Origin of the sequence: Pseudohaliea sp., from assembly GCF_040217025.1 — a bacterium.
Classification (GTDB): domain Bacteria; phylum Pseudomonadota; class Gammaproteobacteria; order Pseudomonadales; family Halieaceae; genus Pseudohaliea.
Map to the genome: position 1 here is coordinate 508,912 of NZ_JAVJOA010000010.1, position 21,525 is coordinate 530,436.

The window sequence follows — 21,525 nt, forward strand, 5'->3', positions numbered from 1 at the left end:
GCACGCTTAAGGTCTTGCTCTTGGAGGACATGGACATGAGCCTACCTGAGGTTGAAGCTGTTCGCGTTGACGCCCTGGCACTGCCAGAGCGTGAGCGCGCAGAGCTTGCGCGTGACTTGGTTGCAAGCCTGGATGGCCCCGCAGACGCCGATGTTGCGGCCGCTTGGGACATAGAGCTGTGCAGAAGAATCAATGAGATAGAAAGCGGCAAGGCGCAACTGCTCGACATTGATAAAGCTTTGGAGAAGGCTCGCCAGCAGCTTTCGAGGGACTGATGCCTGGCGTTCGTGTATTGGCACAGGCCGCACGCGAACCAGAGGAAGCCGCGAAGTGGTACGAGGCAGAATACGTAGGTCTTGGCACCCGCCTATTAAATGGATTCCAGCGGGCTGTGCAACTGCTTCGAGAAGACGTGCCGCCGATTCTGCCGGTCCCTGGTGATGCCGGCAGACATGGCGCCAAACGGCTGCTACTTCATCGATTCCCGTTTTCAATTGTAATCGTTCAATCAAGTTCCGAAGTCGTGGTTGTTGCCGTCGCGCATCAGTCGCGGCGTCCGGGCTATTGGTCGGAGCGCCTTGGCACATAACAGCTAAGTAACCGGACCGGTCTACCTATCGCCGTTCCGGTTATCTCTAATCGCACAGAACCCGTCATCACGTCTCACTCCCGAAAATCAATCAGTTACGCCACTGGAAAGTAAGCGCTCCGTGAACCACGCCCTTTCAGCCTGCCGGTAAAGTCTGCAGCCTATTTCTCCACGATCCCGACACGGAGGATGAACGTGGAGATGACCGAAGAAGCCCCTCGGCCCCAGCTGACCGAGCGCCAGCAGTTCTGGCTTGATCATATCGCCCGCTGCGATGCGGCGGGACGCCTCACCAAGGAGTATGCCGCGGCGCATGGCCTGAGTGTGCAAGCCATGTATTCAACCCGCAAGGACCTGGTGGACCGCGGGGCGCTGGCGCCCGGCGGGCGCGGTGTCCGCACAAGCCCGAAGCCGCGCTTCGCGCGGGTGACGCGGCCAGAGGACGGTACCCAGGCAGCTCACGGGCTCGCCGTTCAAATCCAGCTGCCCAATGGCGCCGTGGTTGGCTTTCCGGCGCCGCTGGATGCGGATGCCCTGCGCCTGGTGATTCAGACCGCGGCCGCACTGCCATGATGCGCCCGGGCAATGAGGGTCCCGAGGTCTTTCTCTGCCGCGATGCCGTCGACTTTCGCAAGGGCATCAATGGCCTCGCCGCCCTGGTCGAAGCCGAACTGGGGCACGACCCCTTCGTCGAGCGCCTGTTTGTTTTCTGCAACCGCCGCCGTGACCGGGTGAAGATCCTCTACTGGGAGCGCAACGGCTTCTGCCTCTGGCAGAAGCGACTGGAAGAGGACCGCTTTCACTGGCCACGCAAGGAGCATGAGGAGGTCATCACGCTGAGCACGCAGCAGCTGAACTGGCTGCTCGATGGTTACGATATCCTCAAGCTGCAACCGCACCAGCGTCGGCACTACTCGACCGTGCTGTAGCGCCGGAGAGGTGCCGAGCATGCGGATTTGGTGCTGTATTTATAGAGGTCTGGCGATGCATGGGGTAAACTCTTTCCATGCTAACGCTTCAGCAAAGCGACCGTCAGACGCGCCTTCCCTGCAGGACCTGGTGGCCGCACAAGCCGCCCGCATCGCCGAGCTGGAGCAGCAGAACGCCCGCCAATCAGACCGCATCGTTACCCTGCAGGAGCAGCTGAACCTCGCCCTGGCGCGGCGTTTCGCTGCGCGCAGCGAGAAGCTCTCCCCGGACCAGATCCGGCTGTTCGATGAAGCCGAGTCAGCGTCGGCATTGTCGCCAGGTGATGACGCTGCCGCTACGGACGAGGACGCTGGTATTGACGTCCCCGCCCATCGCCGCCGTCGTGGCAAGCGCAGGCCGCTGCCGGCGTCGCTGCCGCGTGTAGAGGTGCGCCACGAACTGCCCGAGAGTGAGCGCTGCTGCCCGCACGACGGCCGCCCCCTCAAGGCCATCGGCGAAGTCACCTCGGAACAGCTGGATATCGTGCCGGCGACGATCCGGGTCCTTCGCCATGTGCGCGTGCAGTATGCCTGTGACTGCGGGCAGTGCATCAAGACCGCGGCGCTGCCGCCGCAGCCGATACCCAAGAGCAATGCCTCACCGGGTCTGCTGGCCCATATCACGGTCTCCAAATACCAGGACGCGCTGCCACTGTACCGGCAGGAGACCATTTTGCAGCGCATCGGCATCGATCTCCCTCGCTCCACCCTTTCCCACTGGATGGTGAAGGCGGGCATGCTGGTCCAGCCCCTGATCAACCTGCTGCGCGATCAGCTCCTGGCGTATGACATGCTGCAAATGGACGAGACTACCGTACAGGTGCTCAAGGAAGCGGGCCGTCGGGCACAGTTCAACTCCTACCTCTGGGTGCAGCGCGGCGGCCCACCGGAGCACCCGGTCATCCTGTTCGATTACGACCCGGGTCGCGGCCAGGCCGTGCCACAACGACTGCTGGATGGCTTTGTAGGCTATCTGCAGACCGACGGTTACGAAGGCTATAACGCTGGCCCAGGGCCTCACCCACCTCGGCTGCTGGGCTCACGTGCGACGCAAGTTCCATGAGGCGGTGAAGGCACAGGGCAAGCGGTCCAGAGGCAAAGCCAGCGGTGGCAAGGCACAGCAGGGTCTGGCGCTGATTCAGAAGCTCTACCAGGTCGAGCGACTGGCCAAGGACAGCCCACCCGAGGGGCGGCAAGCGCTGCGTCAGGAAAAGGCTGCGCCGATCCTGGCGCAGTTGCATACCTGGCTGCTCCAGAGCCTGCCGGAGGTGCCGCCAAGGACCGCTTCCGGGAAGGCGCTGGCCTACCTCAGCAACGAATGGGACAAGCTGCAGGTGTATCTGCAGGATGGTCGGCTGCACATCGACAACAATCAGGCGGAGAACGCGATCCGGCCGTTCGTCGTCGGCCGGAAGAACTGGCTGTTCAGTGACAGCGTCGGCGGCGTGAAGGCCAGTGCCAACCTCTACTCGCTGATCGAGACGGCGAAGGCCAACGGCCTGGAGCCTTATGCCTACCTGCGGAAGGTGTACACCGAACTGCCGAAGGCGCAGAGCGTTGCAGACCTTGAGGCGCTGCTCCCTCAGAACATAGGAAAGCCAGTCCTTGCACCGGCGCTCGCCACATCATGAGTGACAGTCTGCCGAAACTACCGAACATCGAGTTTCTGATCGACGGCAACGGAGACATCACCATCGGCGCCGTTGCGTCCATTGCCTGCGCTGCCACCGCCAGCGATGATGAGCAGTGCCTCGCTATGTTGGTGCGGCGGCAGGATGAGACGCTAAATGATCTATTGATACGCCTCGACCGGGCTATTGAGCTTGCCTATGAGGGCGAAGAGTTCATCGACGAAGTGAACAACGGTCCCTCCGACACCCCCTGACTCCGGCCATGGCCTCTGGTCAACACGTCGTTCCCTGATCGCTTACACTGGAAAGATAGCATCGGAAGATCACAGCTGCCCGCACGGCTATCCGATACATCAGATTCGCCCAGGCGTGTTGGAGCAATTTTCCGCGATTTCAATGGGTTGTCTGGATGACCTCTACCGCGCTGACATCCATCCGCTGAAAAAGCACATTGGCGGGGCCGCGCCTGGAGCTATACTGTATATACATACAGTATTGTATAAGCTCTAATGGACGACATCCGACCCAACGTGCCGGCGGCCCCTGTCCGCATGTTCGACCAGCTGCGCCGACACATGCGCGATGGCGGCTATGCGTGGAAAACGGAGAAGACCTACCTCCACTGGATTCGGCGCTTCATCCTTTTCCATGACAAGCAGCATCCTGCCGGGCTCTCCAGCAGGCACATCAATGAGTTCCTGAGCCACCTGGCGAACGAGGGCGGCTGCTCCCCGGCCACGCAGCACATTGCGCTCAACGCGCTCATCTATCTATACAAGCGCTTCCTGGGCGTTGAGCTGAAGCAACTGGATTTCAACAAGGCGCAACCGAAACGCCGACTACCGGTGGTGCTGGGTCATACCGAAGTCCTGCGCATCCTCGAGCACCTGCAGGGCACTCACCGGTTGCTGGTGGAGTTGCTCTACGGCGCCGGCCTGCGGCAGGCAGAGGCGCTCAACCTGCGCGTCAAGGACCTGGACTTTGAGCTGTCCACGATCACGGTGCGTTCGGGCAAGGGGGACAAGGATCGGTCCACGCTGCTACCGGAAAAGCTCAAGCCCGCGCTGAAGGAGCAGATTGAATTTGTCTGTAGGCAGCACCAACGCGATATCGAGGATGGCTTTGGTGAGGTGTACCTGCCGTACGCACTCGCGAAGAAGTATCCGAAGGCGGCTCGGGAAACGGCGTGGCAGTTTCTGTTCCCCTCCTCGTCCATCGGTCCTGATCCGCGCAGCGGCGTACTGCGGCGGCATCACCAGCACGAGTCGAGCCTGCGCAAGGCAGTTACGCAGGCTCGCCGTGCCGCGAGCATTCACAAGCCCGTCTCATGCCACACCTTCCGCCACAGCTTCGCCACGCGCTTGCTGCAACGGGGTTACGACCTGCGCACGATCCAGAAACTGCTCGGGCACAGCGACGTCAGGACGACAGAGATCTACACGCACGTGCTAGGCCGCGGCGCCATGGGCGTACTCAGCCCCCTGGACGGCGAATAGCCGCTCACCCCATGCCCTACGTCGAACTCCACTGCCTTACCTGCTACAGCTTCCTCCGCGGCGCCTCGCACCCGCAGGAGCTGGTGGAGCGTGCGGCGGCCCTGGGCTACGGCGGCCTGGCGATCACCGATGAATGCTCGCTTGCGGGAGCAGTAAAGGCTCACGTCGCAGCAAAGGCCTGCGGCTTGCCGCTGATCGTGGGCAGCGAGTTCAACCTCGTGGAGGGCGTGCGGCTGGTGGCGCTGGCGCCGTCGCGGGCGGCCTACGGCGAGCTGTCGGGGCTGATCAGCCTGGCGCGGCGGCGCAGCCCCAAGGGGCAGTACCGGGCGACGCTGCGCGACGTCATCTTTCACCTCAAGCGCTGCCTGCTTATCTGGCTGCCGGAAGACTCGGGCGAGGAGACCCGCGGCTACGGCCGGCAGCTCGCACGCCTTTGCCCGGGCCGCGTGTGGCTGGGCGTGCACTACCTCCTCGGCAACGGCGAGGTGGCGCGCTACCTCGCCCTCAACCGGCTGGGGGCGGAGCTCGGCCTGCCACTGGTGGCCTGCGGTGATGTGCGCATGCACACGGCGCAGCGCAAACCGCTGCACGACGTGATGACGGCGCTATACCACAACACCTCGGTGGAGCGGCTGGGGCGCCGGCGCCTGCCCAACGCCCAGCAGCACCTGCGCAGCCTCGAGCAGCTGCACGCCCTCTACCCCGACGAGCTGCTGGCCGAGACACAGCGCATCGCCGCGCGCTGCGCCTTCAGCCTCGACGAGCTGCGCTACGAGTACCCGGAGGAGCTAGTGCCACCCGGCTATACGGCGGCAACCTACCTGCGCGAGCTGGTGGCCGCCGGCGAGCAGTCGCGCTGGCCCCGGGGCACGCCGGCGGCGATCCGCGAGCGCATCGACGGCGAGCTCGCCCTCATCCACGAGCTCGAGTACGAGTACTACTTCCTCACCGTGCACGACGTGGTGCGCTTCGCCCGGGAGCGCAACATTCTCTGCCAGGGGCGCGGCTCGGCCGCGAACTCCGTGGTCTGTTACTGCCTGCACATCACCGAGGTGTCGCCGGAGCAGGTGTCGCTCCTGTTCGAGCGCTTCATCTCCCGGGAGCGCGACGAGCCGCCGGATATCGACGTGGACTTCGAGCACGAGCGCCGCGAGGAGGTCATCCAGTACATCTACGAAAAGTACGGCCGCCGCCGGGCGGCGCTCGCGGCCACGGTGATCACCTACCGGGCACGCAGCGCCGTGCGCGACGTCGGCAAGGCCCTGGGGCTGGACCCGGTCTTCGTCGACGACCTGGCAAAGTCCCTGGCCTGGTGGGACAAGACCCGGGACCTGGAAAAGCGCTTCGAGGAACAGGGTGTTGCCGGGCAAGGCCGAACGGCGCTGCTGTTCTACAGCCTGGTGCAGGAGCTGCTCGGCTTCCCGCGGCACCTGTCGCAGCACGTGGGCGGCTTCGTCATCTCCCGCGGGCCGCTGTCGAACCTGGTGCCCGTGGAGAACGCGAGCATGCCCGAGCGCACGGTCATCCAGTGGGACAAGGAGGACATCGAGGCCCTCGGTCTTCTGAAGGTCGACATCCTCGCCCTCGGCATGCTCTCGGCGGTGCGCAAGAGCCTCGAGCTGGTGAGCAGCTACCAGCCGCGCCTGCGCAGCATCGCCGACGTGCCGCGGGAGGATGCCGCCACCTACCGCATGCTGCAGCAGGCGGACTCCATCGGCGTGTTCCAGATCGAGTCGCGGGCGCAGATGACCATGCTGCCGCGGCTGAAGCCGGCCTGCTTCTACGACCTGGTGATCGAGATCGCCATCGTCCGCCCGGGGCCGATCCAGGGCGACATGGTGCACCCCTACCTGCGCCGCCGGCAGGGGCTGGAGCCGGTCACCTACCCGGATGACGCGATCAAGGGGGTGCTCGAGAGCACCCTCGGCGTGCCCATCTTCCAGGAGCAGGTGATCCGCCTGGCCATGGTCGCGGCGGGCTTTTCCGGCGGCGAGGCGGACTCCCTGCGCCGGGCCATCACCAACTGGGGCAAGAACAGCAAGCTGCTCACCTTCGAGCGGAAGCTCACGGAAGGCATGATCGCGCGCGGCTACGACGAGGACTTCGCCCGGCGGCTGTTCGACCAGATCAAGGGCTTCGGCGGCTACGGCTTCCCGGAGTCGCACTCGGCGAGCTTCGCCCTCCTCGCCTACGTTTCGGCGTGGCTCAAGCGGCACCACCCGGCGGCCTTCTACGTCGGCCTGCTGAACAGCCAGCCCATGGGCTTCTACACGCCGTCGCAGCTCATCCAGGACGCGCGTCGCCACGGCGTGCTGGTACTGCCCGTGGACGTGAACGCGAGCGAGTGGGACCACGCACTCGCGCTGGACGCGCAGGACCCGCAGCCCGCCCGCGGCCCCATCCGCCTCGGCCTGCGCCTGGTGAAGGGCCTCTCGCGCGACGGCGCCACGCGGCTTGTGGAAGCGCGCCGGGACGGTCCCTTCACCCAGGTGGCGGACCTGCGCCGGCGCGCGCGCCTCGACAAGGGCGACCTGCAGGCACTGGTCGGCGCCGATGCCCTCGCCCACATCAGCGGCCACCGGCGCCAGTCGCAGTGGCAGGTGCTCGCCATGGAAAGCGCGAAGCCGCTGCTGGCCTACGAGGCCAGCGAGCCGGTCGCGGCCCTGGACGACGCCGTGGCCCTGCCCGCCCCCGGCGTCGCCGAGGAGGTGCTGGCCGACTACCGCGCCCTGTCGCTGACGCTGCGCGCCCACCCGCTTTCCCTGCTCCGCGACCGCCCCCCCTTCGACCGCTGCAAGCGCCAGGCGGACCTCGCCGGCCTCGGCAGCGGCCGCTTCGTGCGCATCGCCGGCCTGGTCACCTGCCGGCAGCGGCCGGGGACGGCATCGGGGGTGGTCTTTCTCACCCTCGAGGACGAGACCGGCAACGCCAACGTGGTGATCTGGCCCCGGGTGCAGGAGCGTTTTCGCGCGGCGCTCATGAACGCGCGGCTGCTGCTGGTAAAGGGCACGGTGGAAGCCCGGGAGGGTGTCATCCACGTGATGGCCGGTGCGCTCTTCGACTGCACCGCCGAACTGGAGGGGCTGGGGGTGAAGTCCCGGGACTTCCACTAGGCGGGGCGCAGCGCCGGCCGGGCGACCCCACACGCGCTGCGCCGGCCGCTCGCCTATACTGGCGGCTCCCCCGGCAACACGGACCGTTCCGATGATCACACTCCACGGTTTTCCTTTCAGCAACTACCACAACATCGTCAAGCACGCGCTGCTGGCGAAGGGCCTCGACTTCGAGGAGCACATCGCCTACCCCGGCTCCGAGGCGCTGCTCGCGGTCAACCCGCTGGGCAAGGTGCCGGCCATGACCACCGCCGCCGGCACAGTGCTCTCCGAGACCACGGTGCTGCTCGAGTACCTCGAGGAGAAGTACCCCGAGCCGGCGCTCTACCCCGCGGACCCGGAGGAGCGGGCGAAAACCCGTCGGCTCATGAAGCTCTCCGAGCTCTACCTCGAGCTGCCGGCGCGGCGCCTGCTGCCGGCGGTGCTCGGCAGCGCGGTGATCCCGGAAGCGACGCTGGAGGAGGTGCGCGCCGCGCTGCAGCGCGGTGTCACCGGGCTGACCGCCCTTGCCGCCTTCTCGCCCTATCTCTGCGGCGACCAGTGCACCCTGGCCGATATCTACCTGCGCTACGCGCTGGCCATCCCCAGGCTGGCCGGCCCCTCGAAGCTGGACTGGGATATCGTCTCGGCCGTTCCCGGCCTCAGGGAATGGGATGTGATGATGGCCGGGAGCGAGATCGCGAAGCGCGTCGATGCGGACCAGGCCGCCAATGCCGACGAGTTCATGGCCTACGTGAAGAAACACATGGGCTAGCCGGCGGCCGCGGTGACGCGGCCGTTGCCCGCCGGCAGGTGTTTGCTAGACTCGGGCGGCGAAGACAGGCTGCAGCGCGTCGCAAGTGCCGCTGCGGCGGGATTCGACGGAGAGCGAGCCTATCCCCGACCTCGACATCCAGCTAACGGGCCTCGACCTCGGCGTCATCGCGGCCTACTTCGCGGCCATCGTCGTTATCGGCGTGGTCGTCGCGCGGCGCACGCGCAGCGGAGAAGACCTGTTCCTGGCCGGGCGCAGCCTGGCCTGGGGTGCCGTGGGACTGTCGCTCTTCGCCTCCAACATCTCGAGCTCGACACTGGTCGGGCTCACCGGTGACGCTTACCGCACCGGCCTTGCGCCCTCGGCCTACGAGTGGATGGCCGGGCTACTGTTGCTCTTCGGGGCATTCACCTTTTTCCCGTTCTTCCTGCGCAGCGGTATCTCCACCATTCCCGAGTTTCTCGAGCGGCGTTTCAACGTGGCGCTGCGCAAGTATTTCTCCGCTATCACCATCTTCCTCTCGGTGATCGTCGATACGGCAGCCGGCCTCTACGCCGGCTCGCTGGTGGCGCAGGTGTTCATCCCGGATCTCAACCTGTCGGTGTTCATCGTCGCGCTGGCGCTCATCGGCGGCATCTACACGGCTGCCGGCGGGCTCGCCGCCGTGGTCTACACGGACGTCATGCAGGCGGTGATCCTACTGGTCGGCACCGCGGCGCTGGCGATCATCACCTTCGCCCAGTTCGACTTCTCCTGGGCCGCGGCCACGCAGGCGCTGCCGGAGAACCACCTGTCCATCGTGCAGCCCGTGAGCGACGACGTGCTGCCCTGGCCCGGGCTGATCCTCGGCGTGCCCGTGCTCGGCTTCTACTACTGGATCCTGAACCAGTACATCGTGCAGCGGGTACTCGGGGCCCGGGACATCACCCACGCCCGCCGCGGCGCCATCCTGGCGGGGCTGCTCAAGCTCACGCCCCTGTTCATCATGATGCTGCCGGGCGCCTTCGCGGTCACCCTGCTGCCGGACATCGCGTCGCCGGACAAGGTCTTCCCGGCGCTGGTGCAGGAGTACCTGCCGATCGGCCTCACCGGCCTGGTCCTCGCCGGGCTGCTCTCGGCGATCCTCTCCAGCGTCGACTCGGCGCTGAATTCCGCCTCGACGCTGCTCGTGCTCGACTTCCTCGAACCCGCCCGGGGGAAGAAGCTCACGCCCCGGGAGGGCCGCCGCTTCGGCACCCTGGCCACGCTGGGCTTCATGGTCGTCGCTGCCGTCTGGGCGCCGATGATCCAGAATTTCCCCGGGCTGTTCTCCTACATCCAGTCGATGTTCGCGTACATCGTCTCGCCGGTAGTGGCGATCTTCCTCTGCGGTTTCTTCTGGCCCCGGGGCAACGGCCGCGGCGCCCTCGCCGCGCTGATCACCGGCCACGTCATCGCCGCAGCGACCTTCGTGCTGATCCGGCTCGACCTCTTCGCGCTGCACTTTCTCTACGTGGCCAGCCTGCTGTTCCTGTTCACCGGCGCCCTGTTCTTCGGCTACAGCCTGGTGCTGGGGCCGGCGCCCGCGCGCACCCAGGTGGACGACCTGACCTTCTCGCACCGCGACCTCACCCCGGCGCTGGAGCACCCGCCCTGGTACGCGGACTTCCGCTACCAGGCGGCCCTCGTCGCCGCGCTGACCGCGCTCACGCTCATCGTGTTCTGGTAGGAGCGGCCGCCGGCAGGCTCGCCGTTCAGGGCGAGGCGTGGTGCCCCAGGTGCTCGAGTATGACCGTCCAGACCGCCGGGTCGATGCCCATGGACAGGTGCGTCGACTGCACCTCGTAGTGCACCGCCCGCGGGCTGACCCGGTCGATGCAGGCGGGCCAGGAGACGATGGTGTCGAGGCGGCTGAAGATGACCGCCAGCGGCAGCGCCAGCGGTGCGGCGGCCAGACGCTCCTCGGTGACCCGCGCGATGCGCTCGCACTCCTCCGGGCCGTAGGCGCGGGCACCCACCGTGAAAGTCGGACCGCCGATGACCGGCGTGCCGAAGGTTGCCACACAGCTCACGGCGCCGGGGCACTCCCGCGCCAGCTCCCGCGAGATGACGCCGCCGAGGCTCCAGCCGACCAGCGCGACGGGGCCGCCGTGTGCGTCCGCCAGCTGCAACAGCCGGGGCACCAGCTGCTCCAGGTAGGCCTCGACCTGCCCCCGGTTGACGCCCAGCCCCCAGGGCATGGCGTCGTAGCCCTTGCGGCGCAGCAGCAGCCGCAGTGGCGCGAGGCTGGCCTCGGGGGCCTGCCAGCCGGGCACGAGCAGCACCGGCTCGCCGCGGCCGTGGGGCGCCCGCGCGAAGGCACGGCCCGCCAGCGCCAGGCGCGCGGCCTCGCGGCCCAGGCGCCACTCCCCGCGCAGGTCGGGGAAGCGCACGGGCGCGGGCGGCGGAGAGGCCGGCGGGACATCGTGGCGGCGGGCGTGAAGCAGCAAGACTCATCTCCGGAGGTAACTGCCCGTAATACGCGCCGGCGCCCCTGCCGGGTCACGGGCGCCGCGCGCAGCGCATCGACCGCTGGGTCTGCTCCGCCGTCGGTGCTAGGGTACTGGCCTTGCGGAAAAGCAGCAGGAGACACCCGTGAAAGACTTCTCGCACAGCACCGGCTTTCTCACCGGCGGCGCCTCGGGCATCGGTCTCGCCATGGCGAGGGAGCTGGGCAGCCGGGGCATGCGCGTCATGCTCGCCGACATCGAGGCCGGCGCCCTCGCCGGGGCAGAGAAGACGCTCCGGGACGAGGGCATCGACGCACACGGCATCGTTCTCGACGTCGGCGACCCGGAGGCCTACGCCCGCGCCGCCGAGCAGACGCTGGCGGCCTTCGGCAAGGTCAACTTCCTGTTCAACAATGCCGGCGTCGGCACCCTTTCGCCGGCCGGGCAGACACCGGTGCGGGACTGGCAGTGGGTCGTGAACGTCAACCTGCTCGGCGTTGCCTACGGCGTGGAGCTCTTCCTGCCGGGCATGCAGGCCCTGGACGAGCCCTGCCACATCATGAACACGGCCTCCCTCGCCGGCCACGTCGCCAACGCCGGCTTCGGGCCCTACAACGCGACCAAGTTCGGGGTGGTGGGCTACTCCGAGTGCCTGCGCATGGAGCTGGCGGAGAGCAACGTGGGCGTCTCGGTGCTCTGCCCGGCCTGGATCAAGACCCGCATCGCCCACAGCCACCGCAACCACCCGGACGCCGGGCGCGCCAACGACGGCACGGCCGGCATGAACCCGCTCGCCGAGCTTATCGAGGCCGAGGGTCTGCCGGTTGAGACACTGATAGGGCGCGCCGTCGACGCCATGGCGGACGGTACCTTCCACGTGTTCACGCATGCCGATTTCTGGCCCATGGTCGAGGAGCGGCTGGACCGGGTGCGCGAGGATTACGGGAAGGTCCGCTGACGGCCCCGCAACGGCTCAGTAGCCCGGCCGGGCCTGCCGCGGGATCAGCCACAGGGCGCGCTGGCGGCCGTCGATGTAGCGCACGGTCTCTCCGTCAAAGAAGGCATCTTCCTCGAGCTTGATGCGCACGCGCTTGCCCCAGGCCGGGACGTCCGATTCCGCGTACAGCTCAATCGAGTAGGCCGTATCCGGGTAGAGCGGGTAGTCCCCGGGGCCGGGCACCCCGCCCTGCTGGTCCCAGAGGCCGATGGTCGGGCCCGCCGCGTGCCCGTGGTAGCCGATCGGGTGCGTATAGATCGAGGCGGTAATGCCCTCGGCCTCAGCTTTCGACAGCGCGGCGGCGAGGATCTCGTTGCCGCTGCGCCCGGCAACGAACTCCCCCGTGAGGATGTCCTGCAAGCGGTTGCCGGTGGCAAAGGCGGCCTGCAGGTCTTCCGGCGCGGCCGTCTCCCCCGCACGCAGCACGTAGGCGTGCTGCTGCGTATCCGTGTTCAGGCGCAGGTAGCTGATGCCGAAGTCGACGTGCAGCAGGTCGCCCGGACGGATCACCGCCTCATCGTCGTGGGAGGCGATCTCGGCCTTCATGTCCCGCTCCGGCGTGTCCGCCCGCTGCACGGACACGGAGGGGTGGAACCACGCCGTCAGGCCGAGCTCGCGCACGCGGTCGCGGTACCACCAGGCGACATCCTGCGTGCTGGTCACGCCGGGCTGGATGACCGCCTCGGAGAATCCTTCCGCGATGATCTCGTGGGCGATGCGGCAGAGCTGCGGGTAGACAACCATCTCCGCCGCGCTGCGGGTCTCCAGCCAGCCGATGGCCAGCGCTTCGGCGGATACGATGCGCTCGCGCAGTGCGGGTGCCAGCGCCTCCTCGAACAGCCGGTACTCCGTGTGTGCCATACCGTCGGCCAGGGCAAAGGTGTCCGAGACGTTGACCCCGATAGCCTGCGGATCGCGCTCGGCAATCAGCGCGGCCAGGCGGGCCCACTGGTCACCGTCACGCTCCTTGTCCCAGGCCTTGCGGAAAGTCTGGCCGACGTCGTAGCGGGCAATGGCGAGGGTCTCCAGCGGCTCGCCCTTACCGCGGTCGTGGATCAGCAGCATGGTCCGGCGCCGCGCCGACTGCCAGGTGGCCGGCAGGAAGGTGCGCAGCACCGGGTCCTCGTTGTACTCGCGGCTGATCAGCACCCACAGGTCGATCCCGGCGCGGCGCATAAGGCCGGGCAGCACGGTCTGCACCCGCCCGGCAAGCCACTGGTCGATGACCGCGGCGCGCTCGCGCATGGGCAGAACGCGGGGTTCCGCCTGGGCCGGTGCGCAGAGGGCGAGCAGGGCGAAGGCCAGGGTGAGCACGCGGGCCGATGCGGTTCGTTTCATGACGGGTCTGCCTGTTCGCAGTCGCGCCGGAGCAGGCGCAGCAGGCGCCGTTCCCGGCCGAAGACCGCGAACAGCATCAGAATGACGAGGGCGAGGACGATGAGCAGGGTCAGGAAAACCACCGGCAGCATGGTGGCCAGCATGAGCACCGTGGTCTCGGGGAGCTCTCCGCCCTCCACGGCCAGCGCCAGTGCCCGCGGGTTCACCAGGTAGGGCACCTCGATCCAGAGCCAGAGCAGCAGGCAACCGAGGAGCCAGAGCAGGCCGCCGCCGGCCCAGGGCCAGCAGCGCAGGAGACGTTCACGGCGGCGCAGGAACGCCGTTTCCTGCGGCGACAGCTCACTCATGCGCGGGCACGCCCAAGGGCGCGGACGACCGCGGGCGCTACCGCCATGCCGGCGAGCATCGCGGCGAGGAACACGAGGCCGCCGCTGCCGCCGTAGCTCAGCGACGCGATGGAGGGCCCGGGGCAGAGGCCGGCGAGGCCCCAGCCCATGCCGAACAGGATGGAGCCGACGACCAGCCGACGGTCGAGCACAGGGTCGGGCGGCGCCGGGTAGCTCCCGCCCACCAGCGGCGCGCCGCGGCGCGTGAAGCGCCAGGCCACGGCCATGGGAACGATGGCACCGCCCATGACGAAGGCGAGCGTCGGGTCCCAGGCGCCGAAGACGTCGAGCCAGCCCTGGACCTTGCGGGTATCGGTCATGCCGGAGATGAGCAGCCCGCTGCCGAAGAGCCCGCCGGCGATGAAGGCGAAGAACAGTCGCATCAGATCACCCCCAGCCCGTGGCGCAGGGCGAGCAGGGTCGCGCCGCCCGCGAAGATGTAGACCAGGGTCGCCACGATGCCCCGGGGCGACAGCCGGGAGATGCCGCAGACACCGTGTCCGGAGGTACAGCCGTTGGCGATGCGCGTACCGACACCGACCAGCAGGCCGGCGGCGATCACGACCGCGCCGTTGCCGGTGAGGTGGGTCGCCGCCTCCCGGTCGAGAAGCGGCACCAGCAGCAGCGGCAGCAGGAACACCCCGGCCAGGAAGACCACCCGCTCTGCCCAGGAAGACCAGCCGCTGCGGTCCACGAGGCCACCGATGATGCCGGAGGCGCCCATGATGCGCCCGTTAGCGAGAAGATACACGGCCGCGCCGAGGCCGATGAGAAGACCGCCGGCGAGGCCCCAGAGCCAGTCCTGTTCCATGTCGTCCCTGCAGGTGGTTGATGAGGCGACGCGAAGCATAGCAAAGATGCGCCCCGGCGCCGCCGACGGCGCCCGGGCTCAGCCGAGCAGCATGCGGTAGTAGAGCGGCGCCTTGTCGATGGCGAGAGCGATGGAGACCGCGAGCCCAAGCCCGAGGAACAGGTTGCGCCACCACTCGGCACGAAACTCGCCCATGACCGCGCGGCTGTTGGCGAGCGCCAGCACGATGACGTAGACGAGCGGGATGGCCACGACGTTGACGCCCATGAGCAGGATGACCTTGAGCAGCGCCGGGAAATCCCAGAAGGGCGCGAGGGCTGCGGCGCCGAGGACGAACACCGTCAACAGGCGGTGATAGCGACGGTTGTCGGCGGTGAAGCGCCAGGGTTTGCCGGCCATGTCGAGCATGAAGTAGATCGTCACCTGCGCGGCCACGACCAGTGTGGTCATGGCGGCGGTGAACAGACCGAGGGAGAAGATCACCGGACCCAGGAAGGCGAGGCGCTCGGGTAGCGCGGCCCGGAGCACGGCGGAGGCCTGGCCGACATCCGCGAAGCTGGCGTGGTCGGCCATGGGGTAGAGCGCGAAGGCGCCGGCGACGAGCACGAAGAATGCGTAGGCACCGAAGACGAAGCCGAGGTTCAGCACCGACTGCCAGAAGGCACGGGTGAGCTCGGCGCGGCCGCTGCCGGCGTCGGCGCACATGTAGGGCAGGCCGAGCAATGCCGCCGGGGCGATGGCGGCGCCGACCATGGCGATCACGGAGCTGGTGGCGACCCGGGGGTCCGCCTCGCCGGGCACCGGCAGGTCAGGCGGCAGGGCGGGAACGAAACCGGCGAGGATCGCCCGCCACTCCGAGAGCCCGCGCAGCGCCACGATGAGAAAGCAGACGAACATCAGCACCATGAGGCAGGACATGACCGTCTGCATGCGCTCGTAGCCGCGGGAGAACACCAGCCACAGCACGCCCGCCGCCAGCAGCACCGAGAGCACGACCTCGACCGCGGCCGGCAGCCGCGCGGCCGCGCCCGCCGGCGCGAGCCCGACCAGCGAACTGAACGCCGAGACCATCACGGAGACCTGCCCCATGGTCACCAGGAAATGCACCGGCACGATGAGGGCGAGGATGACCCAGGCGAGGGCCGGTGCCAGGCGGCCGCGGACAAGGGTGAGGATGCCCGTCGACGGGCTCAGGGCACCGATGCGCGAGGCGCTGTCCGCCGAGACCACGAACAGGGGCAGCAGCGGCAGCAGCACCCAGAGCAGGTCGTAGCGGAACCAGGCCCCGGCGAGGAGAAAGGATGCGATGGCCCCGGCGCCCATGGTGCCCGCCGCCATCACGGCCGCGGGACCCACGAAGTTGCCTAGCGCCCGGAGCAGGCCGCTCACGGCGTGCCGCTCCGGGCCGGGTAATCAGGCCGCACGCACCCGGCCACCACTCAGCGGGCGCCGTCGTCCCGGTAGACGGTGCCGCCCTTCATGACGAAGCTGATCGTGCGCAGCGCGCCGATATCGGCAAGCGGGTCGGCGCCGACGGCGACGATGTCCGCGTACTTGCCCACGGCAAGGGAGCCGACCTCGTCGTCCGCGCCTAGCATCCGCGCCGGCTCGATGGTCGCCGCGCGCAGTGCCTCCAGGGGCGTCATGCCCGCCTCGACGTAATACTCGGCCTCGCGCACCGTTGCCGTCGTGCCGTCGTTGGGCTCGTGGGGAAGCTGGTCCGTGCCGAGCGCAATGTTCACGTCCTCCTCGATGGCCGTTTTCAGCGCCTCCCAGTGCAGCTTGCCCACGGAATCGCGGCGGTCGAGGTACCACTGGGGCGAACCGATACGCTCGAAGAAAGGCGCCGTGGCGGGCTGGCTGACGACGATGGTCGGCACCAGCCAGGTACCGGCCTTGTGCATCTTGCGCAGCACCTCGCGATCCAGCGTATAGCCGTGCTCGATGCTGTCGACCCCTGCATCCACGGCGACGCTGGTGGCGGCGGAGGAACCGGAGTGGGCGGCGACCTTGACTCCGAACCGGTGCGCCGCATCGACCACGGCGTTGATCTCCTCCGGCGTCATCAGCGCCTCGGCGATCGCGCCGCCATCGGTGGCGATACCGCCGGAGATGAGTATCTTCACCCACTTCGCGCCGAGGCTGATCTGCTCCCGGGCCGCCTTGATGAGCTCGTAGGGCCCGTCGGCGTAGCGCACGCCGGGCTCAGAACCGTGACCAGCAGTGATCACCAGGGACTCGCCGGCGGCGTGAATGCGCGGGCCGTGGGACTCGCCCTTGCGGATGGAGCGGTCAAGGGCGAGCTCGGCATGGCGGGAGTCGCCGGGCGTGCGGATGGTCGTGACCCCGGCCTGCAGGATTTCCCGGGCGGCCGCGGCCATGCGCAGGGCGAGGGCCGCGTCGGTTTCGCCGGCAAGCTCCGCAGCCATCTTCCCGGGCAGTATCAGCCCGAGGTGTACATGCATGTTCATGAGCCCGGGGACGAGCCACTGGCCGGCGACGTCGATGACATCGGCATCGGTGGGTACGTCCACCTCGCCGCTGGCGCCGATAGCGGCGATGCGCTCACCGTCCACGAGCACCACCGCGTCGCGCAGCGCTTCACCGCTGTCGACGTCCACGACGGTGCCGCCGACCAGGGCCGTGACCGCCGCGTGGGCCGGGGCGGTACCGAGCAGGACGATGAGCAGGCAGGCGCCCGGGATCCTTGTCGGCCTCATGAGTAATTGCACGAGTGACAGCAGGAATGGCTGCATGGGAAGGTCTCCTTTCAGGTCAGCGGCCCGGCGCCGCGGCGTTGACGCGGGCGAGCTCGGTCTCCAGCAGGGCCAGGGGCAGCGGGCCGGCGCGCAGCACCGCGTCGACCCAGGGGCGCGGCGCCGTGCCGGCCTCGTGCTGCGCGGCGTACAGCCGCTTGAAGACGAGGTAGCCGGTCATGTAATCGGTAATCTGCAGCGGTGAGTTGACGACCCGCTGCCACAGGTTGACGGCAAACTGCGGCGCCAGCAGGCCCTCGTCGCGGGCGAAAGCCAGCACCTCGTCCCGGCCCCAGCCCGCGGTATGCACCTGCACGCTCACGTAGGCGCGGGTAGCGTTCTCGAGCCGCTTGCGCAGGTGGGCAAGGCGGGTGAGCGGCGCGTCACCGGCCCAGCCCGCATCGAGCATGAGTTCCTCGGAAAAGCTGCCCCAGCCCTCGGTGTAGCTGCCGCTGGCAAACAGCGTGCGCACTGCCGGTGCAGCGGACACCGCCACCTTGTACTGCAGGTAGTGGCCGGGAAACATCTCGTGGGAGATGATCATGGTATTGAAGTGGGTATTGAAGGAGCGGTAGAAGCCCTCGCGAGCCTCGGCCGGTGCGCTGTCGGGAATCGACGGCACGTAGAAAAGGGTGTCGGCCCCCGGATCGAAGGGCCCGCTCGGGTAGACCCCGCCGATCGCCGCACCGCTGAAATGCGCCGGTGACAGATCGATGACCAGCGTCGTCGGCGTCGGTACGGTGGCGATGTCCTCGGCCTCCACGAAGGCCTCGGCCTGTGCCGTGAGCGTCTCGAACTCCTCCAGGAGCGCCACCCGGTCGCGGGTGCGGTCATTCTCCATCGCCTCGAGCGCAGCGGCGAGGAGCGCTTCCCCGGCTAGTGCCGGCGCTGGCGCCGGCGTGAGGGACGCCTGCCAGCGCGCCGCCTCGTCGATCATCAGCGCGCGCACGCGGCTGATCTCGTCACCGGCCGTCGCGCGCAGCACCGCCGGGGTATAGGCACCGCCGGTGCGGCGGGAAAGCTTGGCCGAGTAGACCGAGGCGCCGAGCGCAGGGCTCGGATCGGCCACCGGCAGCACCGTGTCGCGCAGGTGGACTTCCAGGGCGGCGATCGCGTCCGCCGTCCGCTCCGCCGCCGCAACGACCTCATCCGCCCGCGGCCAGTCAGCCACGAGCGCGGGCAGGCCCTCGCCGTAGAAGTTCCGCGCACCCGCAAGGGTGCGCAACGCCGCTTCCGTGCGTAGTATCTTGCCTGTTTCCAGCGCAGCGATGCCGTGCCGGCAGAGCGCCTCGACCCCCGCGAGGCGGGCCAGTGCCGCTTCGCTGCGGGCCGCGCCGGCGGGCTTGTCCCGCACGAGCAGGTGGGTCAGGGCCTGGGAAACCCGCTCGGCATACCAGCCCGGCTGCGCGCGCAGCGGCCGGTCCTCGGCCCAGCTCGCCAGCTCGTCCTCGGCCGCCCGGGCGAGGACCCCGAGGTCCGTGCGCCGCTCCGCGTCGAGGCCCGTCCCGGCCAGCCGTTCCCGCGCGGCTGCCGCCGTGGCGCGATTGACCGCGAGCCACTGCTCGACCGCTTCCGGCGTCAACTGCTCGAAGCGCGCCGCACTCGGCGCATGGCCGCGCGCATAGGCGCGGCTGGGGTAGAACGTCGCCCAGCGATCGATGTAGGACGCGACGAGGTCGTCCGGCTGGTCGGCGCCCGCCCGCACGGGAAGCGCCGCCCCCAGGAGGACGGCGGCCAGGACCAGCCCAGCTAGCGGGGCCGGGCTGCGGCGGGCGCGCGACACGACCGGCTCAGAACGTATAGCGCACCCGCACACCGTAGCGCTGCACGCCGGGTTCGATGTGCAGGCCCCCGCTGAAGGCCTTCTGGTAGGCGTTCGTGAAGTAGGTGTCATCGAAGAGGTTCTCGACGTAAGCGGTCACACTGTAGTTCTCATGCTGAATGCCGAAGCGCAGATTGAAGATGTCGTAGCTCGGCACCTCCCAGGGAAAGCCCTCCTGGATCAGCGCCGCGACGGTCGAACGCAGGCTGTCGCGGTAGATGTACTCGCCGCGGACAAAGGCGTCCAGGCCGCTGCTGAGCGGGAAGCTGTACTCCGCATCGGCAGAGACGGTCCACTCCGGCGAGTTCGGGATCGTCTGCCCGTCGAGTACGCGGTCCGCGCCGTCGATCAGGGCGGTGAACTCCTCGAACTCGGCCTTGAGGTAGCCGACGTTGAGGTTCATGACCAGCCCGGCAACCGGTGCCGAGGTAATGGACAGCTCGGCGCCGTAGGACTCGGCGGAGTCGGCGTTGTCGATGCCGCCGAAGATAAAGAACTCACCCTCGTCATCCACACCCGATTCCTGGAACGCGGCCTGCAGGTCGGTCCAGTCCATGTAGAAGATCGCGGCGTTGATGCGCAGGGTCCGGTCGAGCAGGTCGGCCTTGTAGCCGATCTCGTAGTTCCACAGCTCCTCCGGGTCGTAGGTTTCCAGGTCGGCGACGGGGGCCACCTGCACGCCGCCGGACTTGAAGCCCTTGGCGACCGTGGCGTAGACCGACGCGTCGTCGTCGATGTCGTAGCGCAGGGAGACCTTGGGCGAGAAATCCTCGAAGGTATCCTTCACCTGCAGTTCCTGGGAAATGCCGCCGCCGAAGCCGGAGATGTCGGTGTCGATCGTCTCCTCGCTGTAGCGGCCGCCGACGGTCAGCACGAGCCGGTCGGTGAGCGCGTAGTCCGCCTGGCCGAAGAAAGCGATGACCTCGGAGGTGCCGGCCGACTCTTCACTGTCGATGAGGAAGCCCTCGGGCAGGCCGAAGGGCTGCGCGGCGCCGACGAAGGTCTTGTTGTCAATGAAGCCCTCGTCGTCCGAGTAGAAGAAACCGACGTTCCAGTTCAGCTTGCTCTCCCCGGTGCTCTGCAGCCGGAACTCCTGGGTCGTGCTCTCGCGGGGGATGGTGCGGAACTCCCGGAAGTAGTCGCCGCTGCCGCCGTCGATGTCACCCTGCAGGAAGAAATCGGACTCCATGTAGCCGGTGATGCTGGTGGCGCGCATGTTGGCGAAGTCGTAGTCGATGCGCGCGATGTAGTACTCGAAGTCCGTGCCCACGGACTGCGGCGCGTTGAAATTCACCTTGTCCTGGTTGTCCGGGAAGAAGCCGACGCCGTCGGGATCCGGGTCCGCCAGGCCGTCGCCGTTCCGGTCCGGGAAGTTCGAGTACAGCGTACCGCCCGCAAAGGTGGAGAAGACGCCGGAGGGGACGCCTTCGCGCATGCCGACGTCCTCGCTGGCATCGCTCGCGGTCAGGGTCACGGAGAGGTTGTCCGACGGGGTCCACAGCAGCGACGCGCGCCAGTACTGGTAGTCGAAGTCGTTGCCGCCGCCCTGCGGGTTGATGTTGCGGATGTTGCCGTCGGAGCTCCAGTCCTTGTAGTTGATGCGCGCGCCGAGGACATCCTTGACCAGCGGGATATTCAGCGTGCCCTCGACGTCGAGGGTATCGAAGCGGCCGTAGTCCGCCATGATCGATCCCTCGAACTCGTCGGACTTCGGCGCCACGGAGGTGACGTTGATGCCCCCGCCCAACGCGTTGGCCCCGAAATAGGTGGATTGCGGGCCGCGCAGCACCTCGATCCGCTCGATGTCCATGATCGGCGGGTTGATGCTCGAGGTCGCGAGGTTGAAGCCGTCGAGGTAGAAGCCGAAGGTGGCGGTGCGTCGCGCCTGGTTCGAGTTCACGAAGTTGGTGATCCCGCGCATGCTGATCGCCCGGCGCGAACGGGCGCCGTTGCTGATGAAGCTGGCGTTGGGCACGCGGCCGACGAAGTCGGTTACGTCGCGGAACATGTTTTTCTGGATGTCCTCGGTGTTGAAGGCCGAGATCGCGATCGGCACCTCCTGCAGGCTCTGCTCGCGCTGCTGCGCCGTGACCACGATTTCCTCCAGCGGCGTCGCATTCTGTGCCATGGCCGGCGCGGCGGTTACAGCCAGTACGGCGGCCGCCAGCATCCGTCGGCGTCCGGCTACAGCTGAAAATGCATGCTCTTTCATGCCCTGTTCTCCCCTCGATGAATCCAAGCCCGATAACGGCAGGCGCCGGCCTCCCCTCGAGGGCGGCGCGTCCAGCGCCGATAATAGGCCGATGGCGCCGGCAAGAACACCCACCCGGCGTGGCGGCGGCACAATTCCCGTGGATGAGCGTGGTAAGCTCCCGCCTCTCTGACAGTGACTGAAA

18 protein-coding genes and 1 pseudogene are annotated in these 21,525 nt (G+C 67.9%); 10 read left to right on the top strand and 9 right to left on the bottom strand.

The features are described 5' to 3' along the window. Positions 1-35: 35 nt before the first annotated feature. From RKE50_RS13720 to RKE50_RS13760, 9 genes and pseudogenes are all read left to right on the top strand, one after another. The gene (locus RKE50_RS13720) at positions 36-275 is read left to right on the top strand and encodes an addiction module protein (protein WP_350037206.1); all 240 of its coding nucleotides are present in this window, start codon (positions 36-38) and stop codon (positions 273-275) included. Between the two features lie 515 nt (positions 276-790). Next, positions 791-1,162: an IS66 family insertion sequence element accessory protein TnpA gene (gene tnpA / locus RKE50_RS13725; RefSeq protein WP_502937896.1), complete on the top strand. Its 372-nt coding sequence runs from the start codon at positions 791-793 to the stop codon at positions 1,160-1,162. Then, positions 1,159-1,518 carry an IS66 family insertion sequence element accessory protein TnpB gene (tnpB, locus tag RKE50_RS13730; protein WP_350037210.1) on the top strand — a complete coding sequence of 120 codons (360 nt, stop codon included), beginning with the start codon at positions 1,159-1,161 and terminating at the stop codon, positions 1,516-1,518. The genes tnpA and tnpB overlap by 4 nt, the downstream gene beginning before the upstream one ends. Positions 1,519-1,573: 55 nt before the next feature. Beyond that, positions 1,574-3,188: pseudogene (gene tnpC / locus RKE50_RS13735) on the top strand (IS66 family transposase). Further along, positions 3,185-3,442, top strand: coding sequence for a hypothetical protein (locus RKE50_RS13740; RefSeq protein WP_350037212.1), 258 nt, complete (start codon positions 3,185-3,187; stop codon positions 3,440-3,442). Before tnpC ends, RKE50_RS13740 begins: the two are co-directional and overlap by 4 nt. 255 nt (positions 3,443-3,697) lie before the next feature. Then, positions 3,698-4,684: an integron integrase gene (locus RKE50_RS13745; RefSeq protein WP_350037214.1), complete on the top strand. Its 987-nt coding sequence runs from the start codon at positions 3,698-3,700 to the stop codon at positions 4,682-4,684. Between the two features lie 11 nt (positions 4,685-4,695). Then, on the top strand, positions 4,696-7,797 hold the full coding sequence (locus tag RKE50_RS13750; RefSeq protein ID WP_350037216.1) for an error-prone DNA polymerase: 3,102 nt from the start codon (positions 4,696-4,698) through the stop codon (positions 7,795-7,797). 91 nt (positions 7,798-7,888) lie between these two features. Then, positions 7,889-8,551 carry a glutathione S-transferase family protein gene (locus RKE50_RS13755; RefSeq protein ID WP_350037218.1) on the top strand — a complete coding sequence of 221 codons (663 nt, stop codon included), beginning with the start codon at positions 7,889-7,891 and terminating at the stop codon, positions 8,549-8,551. 85 nt (positions 8,552-8,636) lie between these two features. Further along, on the top strand, positions 8,637-10,259 hold the full coding sequence (locus tag RKE50_RS13760) for a sodium:solute symporter (protein ID WP_350037220.1): 1,623 nt from the start codon (positions 8,637-8,639) through the stop codon (positions 10,257-10,259). Positions 10,260-10,284: 25 nt separating this feature from the next. Here the strand turns inward: RKE50_RS13760 and RKE50_RS13765 are convergent, their stop codons facing one another. After that, positions 10,285-11,019, bottom strand: coding sequence for an esterase/lipase family protein (locus RKE50_RS13765; protein ID WP_350037221.1), 735 nt, complete (start codon positions 11,017-11,019; stop codon positions 10,285-10,287). Positions 11,020-11,164: 145 nt separating this feature from the next. Here RKE50_RS13765 and RKE50_RS13770 point away from each other — a divergent pair, with 145 nt between their 5' ends. After that, complete coding sequence (locus RKE50_RS13770; RefSeq protein WP_350037222.1) at positions 11,165-11,977, top strand: SDR family NAD(P)-dependent oxidoreductase; 813 nt, start codon at positions 11,165-11,167, stop codon at positions 11,975-11,977. Positions 11,978-11,992: 15 nt separating this feature from the next. Here the strand turns inward: RKE50_RS13770 and RKE50_RS13775 are convergent, their stop codons facing one another. The 8 genes from RKE50_RS13775 to RKE50_RS13810 form a co-directional block, all read right to left on the bottom strand. Beyond that, entirely contained in the window at positions 11,993-13,354 is a 1,362-nt protein-coding gene (locus RKE50_RS13775) for a M24 family metallopeptidase (protein WP_350037224.1), read from the bottom strand. Then, positions 13,351-13,701 (bottom strand): hypothetical protein, encoded by a 351-nt coding sequence (locus RKE50_RS13780; RefSeq protein WP_350037226.1) that lies wholly within the window; start codon positions 13,699-13,701, stop codon positions 13,351-13,353. The genes RKE50_RS13775 and RKE50_RS13780 overlap by 4 nt, the downstream gene beginning before the upstream one ends. Further along, positions 13,698-14,123: a DUF6691 family protein gene (locus tag RKE50_RS13785; protein WP_350037228.1), complete on the bottom strand. Its 426-nt coding sequence runs from the start codon at positions 14,121-14,123 to the stop codon at positions 13,698-13,700. The genes RKE50_RS13780 and RKE50_RS13785 overlap by 4 nt, the downstream gene beginning before the upstream one ends. Then, positions 14,123-14,551 (bottom strand): YeeE/YedE family protein, encoded by a 429-nt coding sequence (locus RKE50_RS13790; protein WP_350037230.1) that lies wholly within the window; start codon positions 14,549-14,551, stop codon positions 14,123-14,125. Before RKE50_RS13790 ends, RKE50_RS13785 begins: the two co-directional genes overlap by 1 nt. Before the next feature lie 78 nt (positions 14,552-14,629). Continuing rightward, on the bottom strand, positions 14,630-15,940 hold the full coding sequence (locus RKE50_RS13795) for an NRAMP family divalent metal transporter (RefSeq protein WP_350037232.1): 1,311 nt from the start codon (positions 15,938-15,940) through the stop codon (positions 14,630-14,632). A 50-nt stretch (positions 15,941-15,990) separates the two neighbouring features. Next, positions 15,991-17,307, bottom strand: coding sequence for an amidohydrolase family protein (locus RKE50_RS13800; RefSeq protein ID WP_350037234.1), 1,317 nt, complete (start codon positions 17,305-17,307; stop codon positions 15,991-15,993). Between the two features lie 19 nt (positions 17,308-17,326). Then, a complete protein-coding gene (locus tag RKE50_RS13805) occupies positions 17,327-19,090 on the bottom strand; it encodes a DUF885 family protein (protein WP_350037236.1) in 1,764 nt (587 codons plus the stop codon). 7 nt (positions 19,091-19,097) lie between these two features. After that, complete coding sequence (locus tag RKE50_RS13810) at positions 19,098-21,299, bottom strand: TonB-dependent receptor (RefSeq protein ID WP_350037238.1); 2,202 nt, start codon at positions 21,297-21,299, stop codon at positions 19,098-19,100. Between the last annotated feature and the right edge of the window lie 226 nt (positions 21,300-21,525).